Annotated in this window: 17 protein-coding genes; 3 read left to right on the top strand and 14 right to left on the bottom strand. The window is 47.5% G+C overall.

The window, feature by feature from the left end:
* Positions 1 to 14 precede the first annotated feature (14 nt).
* From AR442_RS10180 to AR442_RS10165, 4 genes are all read right to left on the bottom strand, one after another.
* Entirely contained in the window at positions 15 to 836 is an 822-nt protein-coding gene (locus tag AR442_RS10180; RefSeq protein ID WP_007613562.1) for a sulfite exporter TauE/SafE family protein, read from the bottom strand.
* Between the two features lie 19 nt (positions 837 to 855).
* On the bottom strand, positions 856 to 1707 hold the full coding sequence (locus AR442_RS10175) for a DUF72 domain-containing protein (RefSeq protein WP_014418802.1): 852 nt from the start codon (positions 1705 to 1707) through the stop codon (positions 856 to 858).
* Between the two features lie 26 nt (positions 1708 to 1733).
* Positions 1734 to 2087, bottom strand: a complete 354-nt coding sequence (locus tag AR442_RS10170) for a YunG family protein (protein ID WP_007408736.1) — start codon at positions 2085 to 2087, stop codon at positions 1734 to 1736.
* A 72-nt stretch (positions 2088 to 2159) separates the two neighbouring features.
* Positions 2160 to 3524 carry an allantoinase gene (locus AR442_RS10165; protein ID WP_053285179.1) on the bottom strand — a complete coding sequence of 455 codons (1365 nt, stop codon included), beginning with the start codon at positions 3522 to 3524 and terminating at the stop codon, positions 2160 to 2162.
* Positions 3525 to 3703: 179 nt separating this feature from the next.
* On the opposite strand from AR442_RS10165, the gene AR442_RS10160 reads away from it, so the two are divergent.
* Positions 3704 to 5299, top strand: a complete 1596-nt coding sequence (locus AR442_RS10160) for a PucR family transcriptional regulator (protein ID WP_014418804.1) — start codon at positions 3704 to 3706, stop codon at positions 5297 to 5299.
* A 307-nt stretch (positions 5300 to 5606) separates the two neighbouring features.
* Here the strand turns inward: AR442_RS10160 and AR442_RS10155 are convergent, their stop codons facing one another.
* From AR442_RS10155 to allC, 5 genes are all read right to left on the bottom strand, one after another.
* Positions 5607 to 6734, bottom strand: coding sequence for a Rap family tetratricopeptide repeat protein (locus tag AR442_RS10155; protein ID WP_014418805.1), 1128 nt, complete (start codon positions 6732 to 6734; stop codon positions 5607 to 5609).
* Between the two features lie 439 nt (positions 6735 to 7173).
* Entirely contained in the window at positions 7174 to 8307 is a 1134-nt protein-coding gene (locus tag AR442_RS10145) for a hypothetical protein (protein ID WP_014418806.1), read from the bottom strand.
* 57 nt (positions 8308 to 8364) lie between these two features.
* Positions 8365 to 9561: an MFS transporter gene (locus AR442_RS10140; RefSeq protein WP_014418807.1), complete on the bottom strand. Its 1197-nt coding sequence runs from the start codon at positions 9559 to 9561 to the stop codon at positions 8365 to 8367.
* Between the two features lie 121 nt (positions 9562 to 9682).
* Positions 9683 to 10936: a pyridoxal-phosphate-dependent aminotransferase family protein gene (locus AR442_RS10135; RefSeq protein ID WP_014418808.1), complete on the bottom strand. Its 1254-nt coding sequence runs from the start codon at positions 10934 to 10936 to the stop codon at positions 9683 to 9685.
* A gap of 18 nt (positions 10937 to 10954) precedes the next feature.
* Positions 10955 to 12196, bottom strand: coding sequence for an allantoate deiminase (allC, locus tag AR442_RS10130; RefSeq protein WP_053285178.1), 1242 nt, complete (start codon positions 12194 to 12196; stop codon positions 10955 to 10957).
* Positions 12197 to 12391: 195 nt separating this feature from the next.
* Between allC and AR442_RS10125 the strand changes: the two genes are divergently transcribed.
* Positions 12392 to 13261 carry an endonuclease I family protein gene (locus tag AR442_RS10125; protein WP_014418810.1) on the top strand — a complete coding sequence of 290 codons (870 nt, stop codon included), beginning with the start codon at positions 12392 to 12394 and terminating at the stop codon, positions 13259 to 13261.
* A gap of 49 nt (positions 13262 to 13310) precedes the next feature.
* Here AR442_RS10125 and AR442_RS10120 read toward each other — a convergent pair whose 3' ends face one another.
* Entirely contained in the window at positions 13311 to 14417 is a 1107-nt protein-coding gene (locus AR442_RS10120) for an ABC transporter ATP-binding protein (RefSeq protein WP_014418811.1), read from the bottom strand.
* A gap of 155 nt (positions 14418 to 14572) precedes the next feature.
* Here AR442_RS10120 and frlR point away from each other — a divergent pair, with 155 nt between their 5' ends.
* The gene (gene frlR, locus AR442_RS10115; RefSeq protein ID WP_014418812.1) at positions 14573 to 15301 is read left to right on the top strand and encodes a transcriptional regulator FrlR; all 729 of its coding nucleotides are present in this window, start codon (positions 14573 to 14575) and stop codon (positions 15299 to 15301) included.
* A 24-nt stretch (positions 15302 to 15325) separates the two neighbouring features.
* On the opposite strand, the gene AR442_RS10110 is transcribed toward frlR, so the two are convergent.
* Genes AR442_RS10110 through AR442_RS10095 form a run of 4 tightly spaced genes read right to left on the bottom strand, consistent with a single transcriptional unit; the run spans position 15326 to position 19262 of the window.
* Complete coding sequence (locus AR442_RS10110; protein WP_007613586.1) at positions 15326 to 16180, bottom strand: PfkB family carbohydrate kinase; 855 nt, start codon at positions 16178 to 16180, stop codon at positions 15326 to 15328.
* A 13-nt stretch (positions 16181 to 16193) separates the two neighbouring features.
* A complete protein-coding gene (locus AR442_RS10105; RefSeq protein WP_003151895.1) occupies positions 16194 to 17078 on the bottom strand; it encodes a carbohydrate ABC transporter permease in 885 nt (294 codons plus the stop codon).
* Positions 17079 to 17081: 3 nt separating this feature from the next.
* The gene (locus AR442_RS10100) at positions 17082 to 17972 is read right to left on the bottom strand and encodes a carbohydrate ABC transporter permease (protein ID WP_012118373.1); all 891 of its coding nucleotides are present in this window, start codon (positions 17970 to 17972) and stop codon (positions 17082 to 17084) included.
* Between the two features lie 24 nt (positions 17973 to 17996).
* The gene (locus tag AR442_RS10095) at positions 17997 to 19262 is read right to left on the bottom strand and encodes an ABC transporter substrate-binding protein (RefSeq protein WP_025650319.1); all 1266 of its coding nucleotides are present in this window, start codon (positions 19260 to 19262) and stop codon (positions 17997 to 17999) included.
* Positions 19263 to 19282: the final 20 nt, after the last annotated feature.

Raw genomic sequence — 19282 nt, 5'->3', positions numbered from 1 at the left:
ATCTCTCCTACCTTTTAGCTGAATATCCCTTGATAAATCAATTCACAGCCGATCAAAATCAAGACGACCCGCATGAAAAGCACGATCGTTTTCGTCTGCACCCGCTTATTGACCCACGCGCCCATTTTGCCGCCGAACCACGCGCCCGGAACGAGGCACAGCGCATACAGCCAATTGACATGGCCCTCTGCGATATGTGACACGGAACCCGTCACGGAGGATAAGAAAATAATGAGCATTGACGTCGCCACAGCCACTTTCGGCGGGAACAAAAATAACAGCATCATGGCCGGAACCATAAGAGAGCCGCCGCCAATGCCGAAAAGACCGCCCAATAAACCGACGAAAAAGGCAATCACGATACCGGTGAAAATACGGTACGAATATGTATAAAGCTCACCTGATTCATCCTCATATGTCCGGATCATGCCTTTATGCGCTTTATTGACCGGTTTTGCTTTCGCCTTCAGCATTAATGTAATGGAAATCAAAATCATAAAAAGTCCGAACCAGACGGAAAACGTATGCGCATTAAAAAGTTTAGACAAATACGCGCCGATGATGCTTCCCGGGCCGGAGCCGATAAAAAATATCAGTCCGCTTTTGTAGTCAACGGTTTTATATTTCATATAGGCCAGAGTTGATGACAGGCCCGTAAAAATAATCACCAAAAGGGACGTGCCGATGGCAGTCTGCGGTGTTACGTCATGAAAAAACGGAGTCATCGTGCTTAAATAGAGCATCGCCGGCACGATGATAATTCCTCCCCCAAGCCCGATCAGGCTGCCGACCGTTCCCGCGATAAATCCTAATATGATCAAAATAAGATAAGACATGTGTCTTGAAACCTCTTTTCTAGCTGAATAGGTCGAGCTGCTTCGGAGCAAGCCCGGTATATGAGATATCTAACATTTCAAGCATCTCAAGCCCGTTATCGGCGGCGTCTCCGCCTGAGTTATTGTTGAAGAGCACATACAGATTGCGCGACTGCTTTTTCAGCTCCTGAAGATTGTTTTTCCAATCTTTGAGCTCCTGTTTGTTATAGCGGTATAAATATCTGACTTCACGCCAGTTTTGTCCGCCGTCTGGTTTGATCCAGCCCTGCTTGTTCCGTCCGTGAAAACGGACAAGCGTTTTTTCTTCATCCGTTGCTTTCAGGACGGTCGGAATGCTGCCCTCGCCGATTTGCGGCTCGTCACATATGCTGTGAATCCAGCCTTCCTCCTTCATAAAGGAAAGCGTCTGCTCGTAAAATGGCGGGGAAAACCAAGACCGGTTGCGGAATTCAAGCGCGCACGGAATATCGCCCATCTGCTGCCTGCACCATCTTAAATATGCGACGTTTTCTTTCTTGCAGTCAAACCACGGCGGGAATTGGAACAGCACCATGGCAAGCTTTCCATGCTCTATATACGGCGATAATGACAGCTTAAACGCCTCAAACATTTCTTCCTTCGATTCAAAGGGAATATCGCCGCGCTGATGGCCCGTCATTCCTTGATATGCCTTAATGACAAATTGAAAAGATTCCGGCGTCTCTTTGACCCATCTTTCATTATTGCGGGCGGGCTGTATCGCGTAAAAGCTCGCGTCCAGCTCAACGATGGGAAAATGGGAGGAATACGCCTGCAGTTTTTGCGGGCCCGCCGTTTTAGGCGGATAGATGCTGTCATGATCCCCCCACCCCGTCAGTCCGATATAAATCACAATCCTTCACCTCTCACTCTAGTTTATCACAGGTGTTTTTCTCTTTCCGTTTCCATGTTTTTTCTGAATGCACTTTTCAGGAACCGGTATTGATGTTCATTGGTGTCCGAAAATGCCTCATCTCTGGAAGAAAGAATGTGCTGATAGACGATCGGCTCTGAAAACTGACCGCTCGTGAAATCATATATCTCCCCGTCTATTCGGTTATAAAAATGCCAGCTTGTGCCGGTTTTTGTTTTGAGAATGTCACCGCCGTAAACATCTTGGATGACTAAAGCCGTCACGCCGCACTGGCCTTTGGCCGGGCAATCTTCCGTCCATTTTGTACTGGTCTTGCGCGACCAGGATGCCGTTAATATGTTCAAGATTTGATCATACAATGTGTTTTACTCCTTTTTATAAAAAGATACCACGAGACCCGCTTTCCAAACGACAAAAAAAGCCGATTCTCATCAGAGAATCGGCTCTTTTATTAGAGAAGGCTTCAGGAATGTTCCGAATGCCCCGCTCTGCTTACGACCGCCATCCTGATACACACAGCGTCCCTTGCTGTAGGTCGCAGCAATTCGGTATGGAAAGGTGCGGCCTTCATACAGGCTTTGCTTATGTTTGGAAAACATCGTTTCTTTTGTGACGGTAAAAGGTTCCGGCCGGACAATGGCAAAATCAGCGTCAAATCCCTCTTCAAGCCGTCCTTTATTCGTTAAACTGAAGCGCTTGGCCGGTGCTTCGGCCGTCCATCGGGCCACATGTTCAAACGGAATCCCATGATCGATCGCTAATTGAATCATGCCGAGAAGCGTAAATTGGCCTCCGCTGATCCCGCCCCACGACAGAAACATATTATCCTCGCGTTTCAAAGACGGATGACAGGGAGAATGATCCGAAGACACCATATCAATCAGGCCCTCAGCCAAAACCCCGATCAATTCCTCTTTATCAGCCTCTGAGCGGAGCGGCGGAGCGCATTTGGCGGCCGCCCCTTTTTTGAGGAAGTCTTCAAAGCTGAATAATAAGTAGTGCGGACACGTTTCAACGGTGACATCCAATCCGTCTTTTTTCGCCTGCTGAATGGAGAGCACGGCCCGTTTCGTGCTGATATGTACAAAATGAAGCGCGCATCCCGTCGCTCTTGCATACTCAATCGCCCGCTGCACAGCCTCGCATTCGGCCTCTTCCGGACGTGAGGAAGCGTAAGCGCGGGCATCAATTTTCCCTTGGAGCGCGTACTCGGCTTCAAGGAATCGGGTGAGGGCGTCGCTTTCTGCGTGCAGAGCCAAAACCTTGCCGCACGCCGCGATTTCCTTCATTCCCTTTAAAAGAGTCCGTTCATCGGCTGATTGAAATTCATCCGTTCCCGATTTAGACAGAAACGCTTTAAACCCGATTGCCCCCGCTTCTGCCATCGGCCGGATATGTTCGGTATATCCGGGCATCAAACCGCCCCAAAGCGCAAAATCAACCGCTGACTTTCGTTCGGCGATTTCCGCCTTTGCCAGCAGGTTTTCAGCAGTTACCGTCGAAGGGATGCAGTTAAGCGGCATATCAAAATAAGACGTACAGCCGCCGGCAGCCAGCATGTTTGAGCCGGTTTCAATGCCTTCCCATTCTTCGCGGCCGGGTTCATTGAAATGCACGTGACAATCGACCGCTCCCGGAAACACATACATGCCGTCCGCCTGCACCACTTGTTCCGCCTTTTCGTCAATGCCGGGCCCGATTAAGGCAATTTTCCCGTCCTTGACGGCGATATCAACCCGCTCTGTTCCGCCTTTTCGCACAGCTTTCGCACCCTTTACAATTACGTCATAGGCCATTTTATCTTCCTCCCTGTAAGGATGACGATTTTCTGTCAGTTTTTATCACAACATGCGTCTATGATTGCCAGTTTACTGCTACTATGATCGTAATACATCAGCAAAACCGCTATAATTTTTGATGATTTTTATTCATATTAACCAATGGTTGTCTTTAGAACCTGAAAGGAGATTGACTGATGAATATTTATGATGTGATGAAGATTCCCGCTTATGAGCGGGCCGCATTAATCGCAGGCAAATCCGGCGGCTGGAGGGAGGTGCAGCACGTCAACATGATGGATGCGCCGGACATCGCTGATTTTTTACATAAAAACGAATTGCTCGTCACGACGGCTTACCACTTGAAGGACCGCCCGCAGCTGTTGAAAGATTTGATCCGCCTCATGGCAAAACGGGGCTGCGCGGGACTGGGGATCAAAACGAAACGTTATCTTAATGTCATTCCGAAAGATGCCGCGGAGCTTGCCGACCGGTATGAATTTCCGATTATTGAGCTGCCGGAAGACATCAGGCTCGGAGATATCGTCAACGCCACTCTGAGCCATATTCTTGATATGCGTTCAAATGAGCTCCAGCAGGCCATTTACGCCCATAAAAAATTTACAAACCACATCATGAGCGGCAAGGGGCTGCAATCCCTGCTTAAGAAGCTCTCAGACATTCTCCGGCTTCCCGTGCTGCTTTTGGATCAGCATACAAAACTCTTATCATCGTCCCACCGCATACCCATTGACACGTCTTTATTGAAAAACATCTGTTATTCCCTTTCCGGGCCTTATTTCACCTGCTTTTCCATGCTGTCTGACAGAAAGGCGTATTCTGTCCTTCCGATTCTGAATGTTGAAAAAAACTGCGGTTATCTGGTGATTCCGGAGCTGGTGCAGACCGCTGATAAAGGCATGATTTTGACAATTGAACAGGCGGCCAACGTCATTTCCTTTGAACTGCTGAAAGAAAATGCCGTCAAACAATTCGGCAGACGGGCGCGCAATGAATTTTTCAGCAATTTCATCGACCGCTCGTTTACCGGCCATGAAGAAATCAAAAGCCGCGCCAAAGAATTCCGGCTCCGCTGGGATCAGAAATACATGTGCATTTGCGGAAAACTTGACCGAAATGAGAAAACGATCAGCTTTACCGAAAATCAGCTCGTTTCCGATCATGTATTTGATCTGCTTGAAGGAGAGCTGTCATCCTTTCCGTTTCCCCCTCATCTCTTTATTAAAGGAAATGTCGGTATTCTTTTAATTGAAGCGACAGACAGCTGGAATGAAATGCACGCGTCTGTCATCAGCTTTTTGGAGCAGTTTCAAAAGCAGGTCCGGACGCAGTTTAAACGGACTGTCTCCTTCGGCATCTCAAACATATGCCAAAAGCTGATCGACGTCCCTGACGCTTTTACCGAAGCTTCAGACGCCATTTCATCCGGGCATTTGTCCAGAAGCGCGGAGTTTATTCAAATCTATCATGCCAAAGACGTGCCGGAGCTGCTCCGCCTGCTTCCCGCGGAAGATGTGAAAAAGTTTTACGAAGCCACCCTCCAAAGCCTGGCCGACCGGCAAAAGGAGGACCAGAGCCTGCTTCATACGCTGTCTGTTTACCTGGAGACCCACTGCCAGATTTCAGAAACGGCTAAGCGCCTGTACGTCCATCGAAATACGGTGATCTATCGTTTAGAAAAATGCGAGGAACTGCTCGGCAAAAGCTTAAAAGATCCGGAAACGACGATGCGCCTGCGGCTCGCGCTGAGAATGCAGCGGCTGATCGGTTAAGAAATCGTTAGAGACAGGGATGCGGGTGTTCTCCCGCATCCTATTTAAGTGGGATTGATTCAGCTTAATTCTCAAAAAATGCTGCCGTCAAAATCTGCTTCCATTGACATCATCAGCCGTTAGTTATGATTTTCAGCAGACTCTAATCTAAACTAAAAAAGCCTTTCCCGAAGAAAAGGCTTTTGCTGTTCAAGTCTGAAAACGATCCGAAGCAGTTTGAAAGGTATCATGTGTTTTTTCCACTGTGTTCACACCCAATCCGCATACTAAAGATAACGACAGACCCAAAATAATGAAGATGCTTTTTTTAAAATTCATACAGGCATTCTCCCCTTTGAATTTGTGTTTGCGTATCTACCATTTTTTTATGATAAAAATAAGACGTTTCAAATTCCTTTGAATCTGCATAAATCGAAGCAGTTTCACAGGCGATGTCTTCAACATATGAATAATTCTTATTTTTCTCCAGGTATTCGATCGTATCGTTTATCCCTTGCTGATTCACAGCGTCTACATAAAGAGCTTTGAGATAGCCTTGTAGTGACTCAAAAAGCTTATCCCCTTGGGATACTGCTGCCGATAATCCTTTCTTACTCGCTTGCATTCCTTCAGCCATTTTCCCTTGTTTAAAAAGAACCTTCGCATAAGAAAACAAGGAATGAGGTAAGTTACTCAGCTTTGCTTTTTCTGTAATTTCAACAGCTTGTTTCAAGAAGTTTTCAGCCTGTGAATGTTCTCCCCTATCAGCGTAATTTGCACCCAAATTATAAAGAGCAGAACTAATCAACCTACTATTATCTAACTCTTTCGATAATTTAAGAGCCTTTTCAAGGTGCGGCTGACTCTTCTCATAACGTTTAAAATCACAATAATTCCCTGATATGACAAATAGACATTGAATTTTCCGGACCTTATACAACTCATACTGATCGTAAATATCGAGCGCTTGCTTTACGTGATGCATGGAGACGTGGCTTTGTTTCATACCGTAATATGCTTCAGCCAGTTTAAAATGAAACTCCGCTCTCTCAATTTCATCATGCACATGAACGAGTTGTTTTTCAGCCTCTTTATAAAAGCCGATCGCCTTTACATACTGCTTTTGATCAAATTCATACATGCCGCGGAAAAATAAAGAATAATAGCACAGCAGGCCGGAAATTCCTTTATTTGATGCTTCAATTTTTTCCAGCAGCTCGTCAATTGTCGGTCTCACGCGGGTAGTCACCGGTTCTAAATAATCCAGCATAAGCTGATGGCGGAATTTCATGAGGGTGTAGTAAATCAGTAGATACTCGTCTTCTTCCATCTCATTTATTTCTTGTTCCACTTCCGCTTTCAAAATCTCCGCATCCGGAACACTGAACTGACGTATCATTTTGTACCATTCATTAATCTTAACGCCAACCTCCGATGATGGTAAAACAGAACTCACAAGGCCACTCCTCCTTTTATATCATATTCTAACATTTCCAAAATTATGTATGTCCGCAATAAAACCGCAAAATTTCATTTGTCTTGATCATAAATCTTAGTTTTGAGTTTTAAGTCTACAACAAAAAAGAAGGCCTTATGCAGCCTGCTTTTTTTTGAGAAATTTATCTAAGATGAAAATAAATAATGTGAATAATAGAGACATCATCAACATGTCCAGTATAGTTGCATTAGAATTTTCTTTTACTAAGAAGAACCAGAGAAGCTGTAAAACGAAAGAAATCACAAAATACAATATGTACCTAATACTATTCATGTCAATCCATCCCTTCAATGATCCTTATTGTCCTATACAGCGTACACTGAACCATGCTGGAATCTCCCGGTAATGATGAGTAAATATATGCAGAATGAACTGGAGCTGATCTAATCACCTAAACTTATTTTAAAATTTCAAAACGTGCAATTTCCCACTCTTTTTTTGCTTTTAGCGGGATTGTTTTTAGCTTTTTGCCTGATTTCAAATCATAAGACGTGATGTCTCCAAGCTTCTTATCGCGCTGGATATCAAAGTTTTTGAGTAAAACATACATCTCTCTGTCAGTGAATTGAACATCATTCATTAATTTGTTATCATCCCCAGCATAAAAATCAAAAGAGTTTTTCTTAACCATTTTTTTATCAAATATCTGCAGCTTCCCATCAAAAGAAACGGCTAAGACTTTATCTTTTACTATTTTCAATTTTGCAGGATGAAACCCTTTCTCCATCTCGACTTCTTTTTTCACCTTTAGCGTCTCTTTGTCTATTAATATGAGCTTAGAAATCTCTTTCTCATTCACGTTATCATTAACTGCCAGTACAAATGTATTTTCATCTAAAGCTTGGAATGCATCCTTTTCATCCATGAAGTATATCCCTTTATTCGGTATGGATGCCTTGTTCTCTTGCTTATTTGTCTCTGGGTTAATTGAAAGGATGGACATACTTTCTTCATCACTTGAAATGACATAAATTTTATTTTTAGCGACGATTGCTGATCCAAGTTCTCCGTCAAGCTTTATTTGTTTCTTGTTTTTTCGGCTGTTTTCCTTCCAATATACCAATTCACTCTCCAGCCCTTTGTCTGTATATCCAACGTTAATGTCATGGATGATATAACCGTCAGAACTTCTTATAAAGAAAGCACCTTCATCCTCAGTTGTTTTTGACAAACTCTTTTCATTTATTTTGTTTATTGTTCCGGTTTTATTGTCTATCATCAAGTGATTATTGCTTCTATTTGATGAGAAGTACGTATCGTTTTTGTTATGTGAAGACATCGTAAAATTTATACCACCTTTCAATTCCAAGCTATCCATTTTAGTACCATCTTCACTGTAAACCCCAATCTCACTTCCCCTATCTAAAGTGTTGGAAAAACCAACAATAAAACTCGCATTGTCAATATCCTTTAATACAGTCTTTTGATTGCTGCTTTTTTCCTCTTTTTCATTCCCAGTTGGGATGAGACCGCAAGAGGTTGTGACGATCAGTATGCAAATGAAAATAAACAGGGTTTTAAGTCTATTCATTTTTTTCCTCCCTATGAGATAGCAAAAAGCCTCCGGATACCCGGAGGCTTTTGATTCTTATCCTTGCTGCGTGAACGGCCGGGTCTGTGTCTTTTTGCCCCAGCCAAGCGCGGCCAGAAAACTGATGGCGAGAATGGCCGCTCCCAGCATATACGGAAATTCCATATTTACATCAAAGAGAAAACCGGCGGCTGACGGTCCGGCGATATTCGCTAAGCTGATGAATGAGGTGTTCATCCCTCCGGCAAACCCCTGCTGGTCACCGGCGAGCTTCGACAGCATCGTATTAACCGCCGGCCGGAGCAGCGATGTCAGCGTCAGAAAAAAGATTGCCGCAGCAAAAACAGTCCAATAGGAACCCGCAAACCGGCACCACACAAGTCCTGCAGCAGCCCCGATCAACGTCACGTTAATGACGCGCTTTTCCCCGAACTTGCGGACGAGATAACTGACGCCGACCGCCTGCACAAACACGCCGATGAGACCCGCAGCCGTAATAATAAAGGCAATATCAGAGGCTTTAAATCCGTGTTTATGGTCAACGTAAAGGCCGAAAACAGATTCAAAGTTCATAATTCCGAAGTTCAGCACAAAAACCAGAATCAGCATAAACGCGAACGGCGACTTGAGCGCGCGTGACATTTGCTTAAACAGATGCTCACGTTTTTCCGTTTTTGCCCGGGCTTCCAGCTGCTTTTCACGTCCCAGCGTTTCGGGCAGAAAGAAAAATGAAAGCACACTTGAAAAGCAGGCGAGACTTGCAGACACGATGAACGGCACAGACATGCCGTAATGAACCAAATAGCCTCCGACACCGGGCCCGATGACGACACCGAGCGTCATCGCCGCGCTGAACAGCCCCATTCCTTTCCCGCGTTCTTCTTCGGTCGTAATATCCGCTATGTAAGCGAACATTGACGGCATTAAAAACGCCGCGCCCATTCCGCCTAAAAGCCGGGATGCGAACAGTTGCCACAGGCTTCCGGCAAAGGCGAAGATCAGTTGTGACACGGCAAAGGCGGCGATGCCGAAAATAATCAGTTTCCGCCGTCCGTATTTGTCGGTTATTTCCCCGGCAATAGGCGCAAATAAAAGCTGTGTAAGCCCCGCCGCCGCAACAAGCAGACCCATCGTGCTCCCCGTCGCACCGAATTCGGTAATATATGCGGGCATAATCGGAATAATCAATCCGATTCCAAGCATCGCAATAAACATATTCAGCATTAAAATTGACAATCGGCCTATGTACGCCATGATTTCTTACCTTCTCCCCAGACAAACAGATGACCATTCCATATTTGTCATTTTTTATACCATTCAGTATAACGGGCAAAAGGGAAAAAAGTCCAGATGATTTCAATCTCGTTTTCATGTTTCATGACAGCACACCGGTTTCAGCCGGCAGATCATATATGTCAAGGGCCGCCTGCAGCGCTTCCCCGGCTTTAACGGCAACACCGTGTCTGATCAGAATCGCTTCAAGTCCGGCCAGCACAAACAGTACATTTTCCTTTCTGCAGCTGTAGCCCATCGTTCCGATTCTCCAAATTTTCCCCTGCAGCGGACCGAACGAGCTGGCGATTTCAATTCCGAATTGAGACAAAAGCATCCTTCTGATCGATTCGCCGTCTGCTTCCGGCGGAATCTTCACACATGTGACGACAGGCAGCTTCGCCTCCGGATCGCCGAATAAATCAAGGCCCATCGCTGCAAGTCCCGCCGTAAGCGCTTTTTCATGACGCCGATGCCTGCGGAACCGTTCTTCAAGTCCTTCTTCCAGGACAAGGCGCACACCCTCCCGCAGCGCATAAAGCATTGCTGTCGCTTCTGTATGGTGATTCAGCCTTCTTTCACTCCAATAATCTTCGAGCTGGCTCAGATCAAAATAGTTGCTCGTAATGGGCCGATGACCGGACAGCATTTTGCCGTCAGCCGCCGTCGCAATGCCCCGTTCTACCTTTTTACGCGCGGCAATGACAGCGGCCGTCCGGTCATTATAAGTAATCGGCGCCATTCCGGAAGGGACCGATAGGCATTTTTGCGTTCCCCCGATGACTGCGTCAATCTTCCATTCATCCGTTTTTACGGCGCAGCCTCCGATCGTGGCCACGGCATCCACGATAAAGAGTGCGTCTTGGGCGCGGCACGCTTCTCCGATTTCTTTCAGCGGCTGAATCCGCCCCGTTGATGTTTCTCCGTGCACCATAGCGACGATTTTCGGGGAAATCTTTTTCATCTCGCTGATAATCTCGTCAGGCCGGAAGACCGCTCCCCATTCACACTCGATCGTATGAACGTCCGCTCCGTACCGCTCGGCGATTTCAGTCAGCAGGTATCCGAAGCGTCCGTATATCGGAATGAGCACGCTGTCGCCCGGTTCTATCACACTTGCGAGAACAGCCTCAATCCCCGCTCTTGATGTGCCGTCAATCGGATAGGCCCAGCGGTTTTCCGTTTGAAACAATTCACGGAGCATTTGCATCGTTTCGTTCATGATGCCGGTAAATGCCGGGTCAAACTGGCCGATGATCGGAGCGCCCATCGCCCTCAGCACTCTCGGTTCAGCTTCTGTCGGTCCCGGTGTCATAATCGTTCTTTGCGGAATGCACAATTCTTTTCTGGTCGGCATGCCGATTCCCCCTTTACGTTAATAGGCAAGTTTATGTAATACATTCGCCAGCGTAAGGACGCCGGTTTCAAGCTGATGTGCGGATGTGAATTCAAGCGGCGAGTGGCTGATCCCGCCACGGCTCGGCACAAACAGCATGCAGGCCGGAAAGGTTCTGCCGAGCATCTGGGCGTCATGTCCCGCTCCGCTTACGATTTTCTCCGGGTCCGCCCCCTGTTCTTTTGCAGCCTCCGCTGCGGTTCGCGTCAGTTTCTGATCCATTTGAACCGGCTCTATCCTCATATATTCATCAATAAAGGGTCTGACTCCTTTGCTGCGGCTGATGTTTTCAACAATCGATACCAGTTTCTGATGGAAGGCTGCCAGCACGTCTTCCTGCCGGTGGCGAATATCAACGGAAAACTGGATACGGCCCGGAATGACATTCGCCATATTCGGCTCAACCGTCATTTTCCCGCACGTCAGGCGGAGCTCTTCCGGCTGTCTTTCCGCTGAGAGCATGAGTTCATGGATGATGCTGCTTCCCGCCGCGAGCGGATCTTTCCGCCATTTCATTGAAGTGGTCCCCGCATGGTTGCATTCACCGTCAAGCGTAACGGTATAGCGTCTCTGTCCGGCAATCCCGGTGACAATCCCGATATCCTTTCCCGATCGTTCAAGCATTTGCCCCTGTTCTATATGAATTTCCAGAAAGGCACTAATATCAGTGCGCAGCGGCGCCGGATAACGGCCTGCACCGAAGCCGTTATGCCGCATGGCTTCTTTCAGAGAAATGCCGGACGCGTCTTTCGGCGTTTCCGCATCTGAAAGTGAGAAAGCACCGGTGATATTGCCTGAGCCCCAATAGGTGATGGGAAAACGGCTCCCTTCCTCTTCACAGAGCGACACAGCTTCCAGCGTTTTTTTCGGACGCCCGCACGTCTCATGCAAATGCCGGATCGCCAGCATGCCCGCCAGCACGCCGAACGCACCGTCATATTTGCCGCCGTCAATAACAGTGTCAATATGCGACCCGGTCAGAATCACCTCATCAGGCGATTCTGTGCCGTTCAGCCGGCCGAATACGTTACCGACATCGTCAAATGCCGTTTCCAGCCCGAACGCCTCCATTTTCTTTTTGACGGCAAGCTGGGCGTCCATCCATTCTTTCGTATATAAAAGCCTCGTCACTCCGCCGGAAGCGGAAGCGCCGAATTGAGACAGCCATTGTATATCATCGGAAATCCCGATATTCGCCGCCGAAAGCTGCTGGTGTTCCATACACGCCCTCCTTTTTAAACTGCTGACAAGATGATCTTCATTATAGAAGGAGCGCATAACGAGTTCATTATCATATCTTCCAAAAAATCAATGATTTTCCGGATACTTTGACCAATAAGCCGAAGGAACCATTTTTCAAAAAAGATAGAATATTAGATTTATTTTTTGGATAATAGAGGTAAAGGAGGGCAAGTCATGACAAAAAAACTTTGGTTTCTGCCGATTGTCTGCCTGTTTTTCATTTTTGGATGGGCCGCGCCGTCAGCCTCTGCGGGCGCGCCGGCTGACACGAATCTGTACAGCCGGATGGCGGTTTCAACTGCCGGCGGCACAACTCTTTTTCCGCAAACTGCCTCAGCTGTCATCACTCCGTCTGCGGATACGGACACATATTACAAAGAAGCTTCCGGAAAAAGCGGAACAGCCTTAAAGAGCGCCCTGCACCGCATCATCAGCGGACATACAAAGCTGTCTTACAGCCAAGTATGGAATGCATTGAAGGAAACTGACGAAGATCCGGCAAATCCGAACAATGTCATCTTGCTCTACACCCAAGAATCACGGGCCAAAAGTAAAAACGGCGGCAGCGGCGGAGACTGGAACCGTGAACACGTATGGGCAAAGTCACACGGAAACTTCGGAACAGCTGCCGGCCCCGGGACGGACATTCATCATCTGCGCCCTGCAGACGTCCAGGTGAACAGTGCCAGAGGAAACATGGATTTTGATAACGGCGGCTCAGAATACCCGAAAGCGCCGGGCAATTATTACGACGGTGATTCCTGGGAACCGCGCGATGAGGTCAAAGGAGATGTCGCCCGCATGCTGTTTTACATGGCGGTGCGTTATGAAGGAGAAGACGGGTATCCTGACCTTGAGCTGAATGATAAAACCGGAAACGGCTCAGCTCCTTACATGGGAAAACTGTCCGTTTTGCTCAAATGGAATCAACAAGACCCCGTCGACAGTAAGGAAAAACGGCGGAACGAAATCATTTACGAAGACTATCAGCATAACCGCAATCCGTTTATCGACCATCCGGAATGGGCGGACGAAATCTGGTAATCGTATCATAAGAAGTGATAAGGGAGCCCCGATCATCAGGCTCCCTTTTTCAATATACGGCGTTTTTAGTGTCGGCATCAAAAAAGACGGCCCGGTTCATATTGACCGCAAGCAGAATGGCATCGCCGGGTTTCACCTGTGAAGCGCCGTCAAGACGGATCGTCATGCGGTTATTTCCGCTCACCGCATGAACGTACATCTCCGCGCCTAAGTTTTCACATACTTCCGCCACAGCGCGGCACACCGCTTCAGGCGGGTGCTCTGATTGTCCGGCAAGCGTCAATTGCTCCGGACGCAGCCCCGCAATCATCTCCTTACCGCTGTATCCTTTCTGCACAAGAACGGCCGCTTTTTCTTTCGGAATGGGCAGACGAACGGACGAACCGGCAAAATACCATTGCCCGTGACTTTCTTCAATGAGGCCTTTTATAAAATTCATACTCGGAGAACCGATAAAACCCGCCACAAACATATTCGCCGGATAATGATAAATCTCATGGGGGCTTGCGGCCTGCTGAATATCTCCTTCATTCATCACGACAATCCGGTCGCCCATTGTCATCGCTTCCGTCTGATCATGCGTCACATAAACGATGGTCGCTTTCAAACGCTGATGGAGCTTGCTGATTTCGGCGCGCATCGTCACTCGCAATTTCGCATCTAAGTTGGAAAGCGGCTCGTCCATCAGAAACACTTTCGGCTCCCGCACGATCGACCGGCCGAGCGCAACCCGCTGTTGCTGCCCGCCTGAGAGAGCCTTCGGTTTCCGCTTGAGCAGATGCCCGATTTCCAAAATATCAGCGGCCGTCCGGACTCGCTCTGCGATTTCTTTTTTCGGCAGCTTTCTGAGCTTCAAACCGAACGCCATATTGTCAAACACCGTCATGTGGGGATACAGCGCGTAATTCTGAAAAACCATCGCGATATCACGATCCTTCGGGGGCAGATCGTTTACCGCGTCTCCGTCGATATAAAGCTTCCCCTCAGAAATGCTCTCCAGTCCGGCAATCATTCTGAGTGTCGTAGATTTGCCGCAGCCGGAGGGACCGACAAGCACCAAAAGCTCCTCATCTTTTACATCTAAGTGAAAATCCTTCACTGCCGCCGATTGGGCGCCGTATGTTTTTTTGATATGGTCAAATGTTAATGATGCCATTCGAAACCTCCTCCAATACTGGAAACCGCCACATCTTTCTGTTATGTTAAAAATGTTCGGGGTTTCTGACAGATTCATAAATCAAAAGCAAATTTGTATTATAACGTCATAATACATATAATAGTACTACTACTTGACAAAGGAGGTCCGTCCCATTGTTAAATAACGGGAGCTCGAAACCTTTATATATTCAGCTGAAACAAATTATCGCGGACGATATCAAGAAGGGCGTTTATTCGCCGTCCGTAAAACTGCCGACTGAAAATGAGCTGTGCGAAACGTACAACGTGAGCCGCATAACGGTCAGGAAGGCCATCCTTGATCTTGTGGAAGAAGGCTGGCTCGTCCGGCAGCAGGGAAAGGGAACGTTCGTTAAAAGCCCTAAACTGAAGCGGGAGCTCATCGCGGTCAACGGCTACTCTGAATTTATGGAATCAACGGGGAAAAAACCGAAACACCAGATCCTTTCTCATGAAATCATTGAAGCGCCTAAATCCATCGCCCAAAAACTTCGCGTCGATTCCGAAAGTCCCGTTCTTGAATTAAAACGCATTTTATTTCACGACGACCAGCCGCTCTCATTCGAAATCGCCCACTATCCGCTCAGTTTATTTCCCGACATCGGCAAGCATATTAAAGGCGGCGTGTCGATGCATGACATTTTGAAACAGCACTATCAGGTGGTGCCAACCCATAATACGAAGCTGTTAAATGTCGTATATGCCAAGCAGGAAGAAAGCCGCTATCTGGCTTGTGATATCGGGGATGCGCTTTTTGAAATTGACAAAACCGCTTTTATGTCAAAAGACCAGCCGATATACAGCTCGCTGTTTGTAATGCATACCGACCGCGTCACGTTTACCATTAACAGTCCCTATGCGTAACAAGTATAAAAAACGAGACAATGCTTATCGTATTCTCGTTTTTTCACTGCTTTTCCCGCCGCCCGGCCTGTAGGGATGCCCGTAACCGAACGCTCCGAACCCTCCGCATGTTTTGGCAGCCGTCCCGGCGGCCGCAGTAAGCGCTCGCCGAATATCCTGGTGCTCGAAGAAATCGGTAAGAAACCCGGCGATAAAAGAATCACCCGCGCCCAATGTATCTATTATATCAGCTCTTACCACCGGCTGATGATAGACGCGTTCCCCATCCGATAACACCGCGCCATATTCCCCCCTTGTCAGACAGACGATTTTCGCTCCGAAACCGCGGGCTTTTTCGGCAAGCCGCACACATTCACTTTCACTCAAATCACTCCCGGAAAAAAACGCATACGTCACGTACGGACAGACTGCTTCTAAATAGGCTTCGTCACGTTTTACAGAGAAGTCAAAGGAAATCGGCACATGGCCGCTCAGCATCGGAAGGTCACGTTCTATCCTGCTGTATACGCTCGTATGAAGCAGATCATGTCCGGCGATAAATGAGATGTCATTCTCCTGAAAAGCGAGCGTCAGACGCGATTGCACGCCGCCTTTATTTGATCCGGCAAATATCCTGTCCCCTCTTTCATCAAGCGTGACGACCGCCATCCCGTTTTCTCCGTATGCCCGGCGGATCAGATCGGCATTCACCTTTTCCAATTTCAGCACATTCAATACGTGATCCGCCGCTTCATCACTGCCGAGAATCCCGATATAAGAAGTTTCGTGGCCTAAGCGCCGGGCAAGCACGGCTACATTTAACGCATTTCCGCCCGGGTAAAACGTCTCCTGATCCTGATAATAATCTACTACATTATCTCCGGCCGCTATCAGTTTCATCTTTTCATCCCCCTTATCCTTTCACGCTTCCCGCTGCAATGCCGCGGATAAAATATCTCTGCATCAATAAAAACAACGCGATGATCGGAGCAGCAGAAATCGTCAGCCCGGCCAGCAGCACGCCCCAATCCGTCTGCAGCGCATCTCTGAACTGCATCAGCCCGGCCGGAATCGTCCGTAAATTTTCATCATCGATAAAAATAATCGCAAACATAAACTCATTCCATGTATGGTAAGCCGTCAAAATGCCTGATGTCACAAGAATCGGCACGCTCATAGGTAAGAATATTCTGAAAAATATTCCGAAACTTGTACATCCATCCAGATAGGCAGCTTCCTCAAGCTCTTTGGAAATCGACAAAAAATAGGAACGGATCAGAATCACGGTAAACGGAATACGATAGGCGGCGTACGGAAGAATCAATGCCCAATACGTATTGTACAGTCCCAATGACTGGATAATGGAGTACAGCGGCACAAGACTGACCTGCGGCGTCAGCATCAAGCCGCCAAGACAAATGATCAGCACAAACCCTTTTCCTTTAAATTGAAAACGGGCCAGCCCGTATGCCGCCCAGGCGCTCACAAATACGGTGATGAGACAAGTCAGCACGGTCACAATGACGCTGTTCATAAAATAAGCGGAAATCCCTTGGTTCCATGCGGATACGAAGTTTTCGGGATGCCAGACAGAGGGCAGCGACCAGCTGTGCTCAAAAATCTCATCCGAGCTTTTAAAGGCGCTGACCGCCATCCATAACAGCGGATAAGCAACGGCAATGAGGTAGATAAAGAGAAACAGCCACACAGACGTTTCCCCGACATACCATTTTCTCGGTTTTCCGCCTGTTCTGACGGCCTGACGGGCATGACGCAAGTCTGTCTTTTCAGGAAGCATCGGCTACTCCTCCTTTCCGGTCTTAAAGAATTTCATCTGAATAAGCGACAGAGCAAGCGTCAGCAAAAGCACCACCGTCGCGATCGCAGAAGCGTAGCCCATCATATCCTTTGTAAAAGCGCTCTTATACAAAAATGTGCTCAGCACTTCTGAAGCATTGCCCGGCCCTCCGCCGGTCAGAATATACGGTTCATTAAATACGGTAAATGCGCCGGTCAGCGTCATCACCACGGCAACAAACGACATTTCTTTCGTCTGCGGCACCGTAATGTGAAAAAACTGCTGGATTTTTCCGGCTCCGTCCAGCTGCGCCGATTCATATAATTCAGCGGGAATGCTCTGAATCGAGACAATGTACAGCATGGCGATGTAACCGACAGACTGCCATTGAGACACAAAAATGACAGACAGCATAGCGGTGTTTTCATCGCCCAGCCACGCCCGGGTCAGTTCATCAAGTCCGACGGCTTCCAGCAGCTGATTCAAGAGACCGATTTCCGGGTTATAAATAAAATCAAACAACAGCGCAATAACGGTCATGGAAATAACGACCGGAAGAAAAAAGACCGTGCGGAAAAACGGCGACCATTTTCTTACCAATCTGTCTTCCAGCACGGCCGCCAGAATTAAGCCGCCGCCAACCTGGCAAATCAGCGATATGACCGCATACAGCACATTGTTGCGGAGTGCTGTAAAAAACACGGGATCGTGAAACAGGTCAATATAATTTTTCAAACCGATAAACGTCTTTTCGGGTTGAAATGAGCTCCATTCAAACAGACTGAAAAACACATTCTCAATAATCGGAATGTAAACGAACAGCAGAAAAATCAGCGCGGGCGCGAGAAACAGATACGGAATGAAACGTTTTCGGCTGACCAAGGAAATCCTCATCTCCTTTCTCCAAAGAAATCTGTTCTATTCAGATGACGCTCTGACCTGACGCGCCGCTTTCTGCACGGAATTCATCACCTCGCGCGGTGTCATTGTGCCGCCGAGCATCTGCTGAACGCCTGCCGCATACACATCGGCGATTTCAACGTCAACGTCCATATCAAACCACGGCACCATTGATTCGGCGCGGACGATATCCTGCACGGCTTCGCGCTGGATCGGGGCGGAATTGTTTTCTGTCGCCGTTCCTTGAACCGCGCTGTATTTACCGACGTCTTTTATCAGCTTCTCTCCCATTTTTTTCGAGGTTAAAAACTGAAGAAATTCCATGGCTTCTTTCGGGTGCTTCGTTTTTGAGGAAATCATAAATCCTTCCGGAGATCCGGTCAGTGCACGGGGAGATCCCTTTTCGCCGCTGATTTTCGGGAAAGGAAACAAGCCCAGATTGACCGGTTCGACGAGCTTAATTTCTGCCGTTTCCGCATAAATCATCGCCGCTTTGCCGCTTGTAAACTGCTGGCGCACGTATTCGTGATCAACGGAGTTCACGTGCTTTGTAAAGTACGGCAGAAGTTCCTGAAGCTTTTCAAGCGCTTTGACATAGCCTTCGTCTGTAAACTCCCCGGTTTCCGGGCTGTAATCCTTCGCCCGCGTTTTTTCATCCACCATACGCTGGTTCAGCGTCCCGATATAATGAGAAATCGTCCAAGGCGCTTTTGTGCCGAAACTGATCGGAATATATCCGTTCTCTTTCAATTTCTCAGAGACTGTGATCAGTTCATCCCATGTCGCCGGGGGCTTCAAATGTAATGTATGAAAAATGTCCTTATTATAAAAGAATGATTTAGCGTCCATTTGCCACGGAACGCCGTACTGTTTTCCGTCATGCGTAAAGGGTTTGATTTGTGACTGCACAAGCTGTGAGGACCAATCTTTATCCTGCTGATAGTAAGACGACAGATCGAGGGCTTTATCTCCTTTGATGAATTTATAAGCAAACCGGTCGCTCCATGAAAAGAAAATATCAGGGGGGCTCGTTGTTCCGAGCATGACTTTCACCTTGTCTTTATAAGAATCGTTTAAGACCGCTTCCGTTTGGATATGAATATCCGGATGAGCGGCTTCAAATTCTTTGACCGCTTCTTCAAAATAGCTTTTTTCCGGCTCCTTCGGCCACCTGTGAAAAAACTTCAAGGTCACTTTTCCGTCAGAGGAACTGCTTTGGCTTGAACAGGCGGCGGCTGACAGACATACGGCTAACAGAACGAACAGGCAGATGAGCTTTTTCAGATGCTTTTCCTCCTTTGTCA

Source organism: Bacillus velezensis (assembly GCF_001461825.1).
Taxonomy (GTDB): Bacteria; Bacillota; Bacilli; order Bacillales; family Bacillaceae; genus Bacillus; species Bacillus velezensis.
Note: the sequence above shows the minus strand (reverse complement) of the source record. Positions and strands in the feature narration are given on the sequence as shown.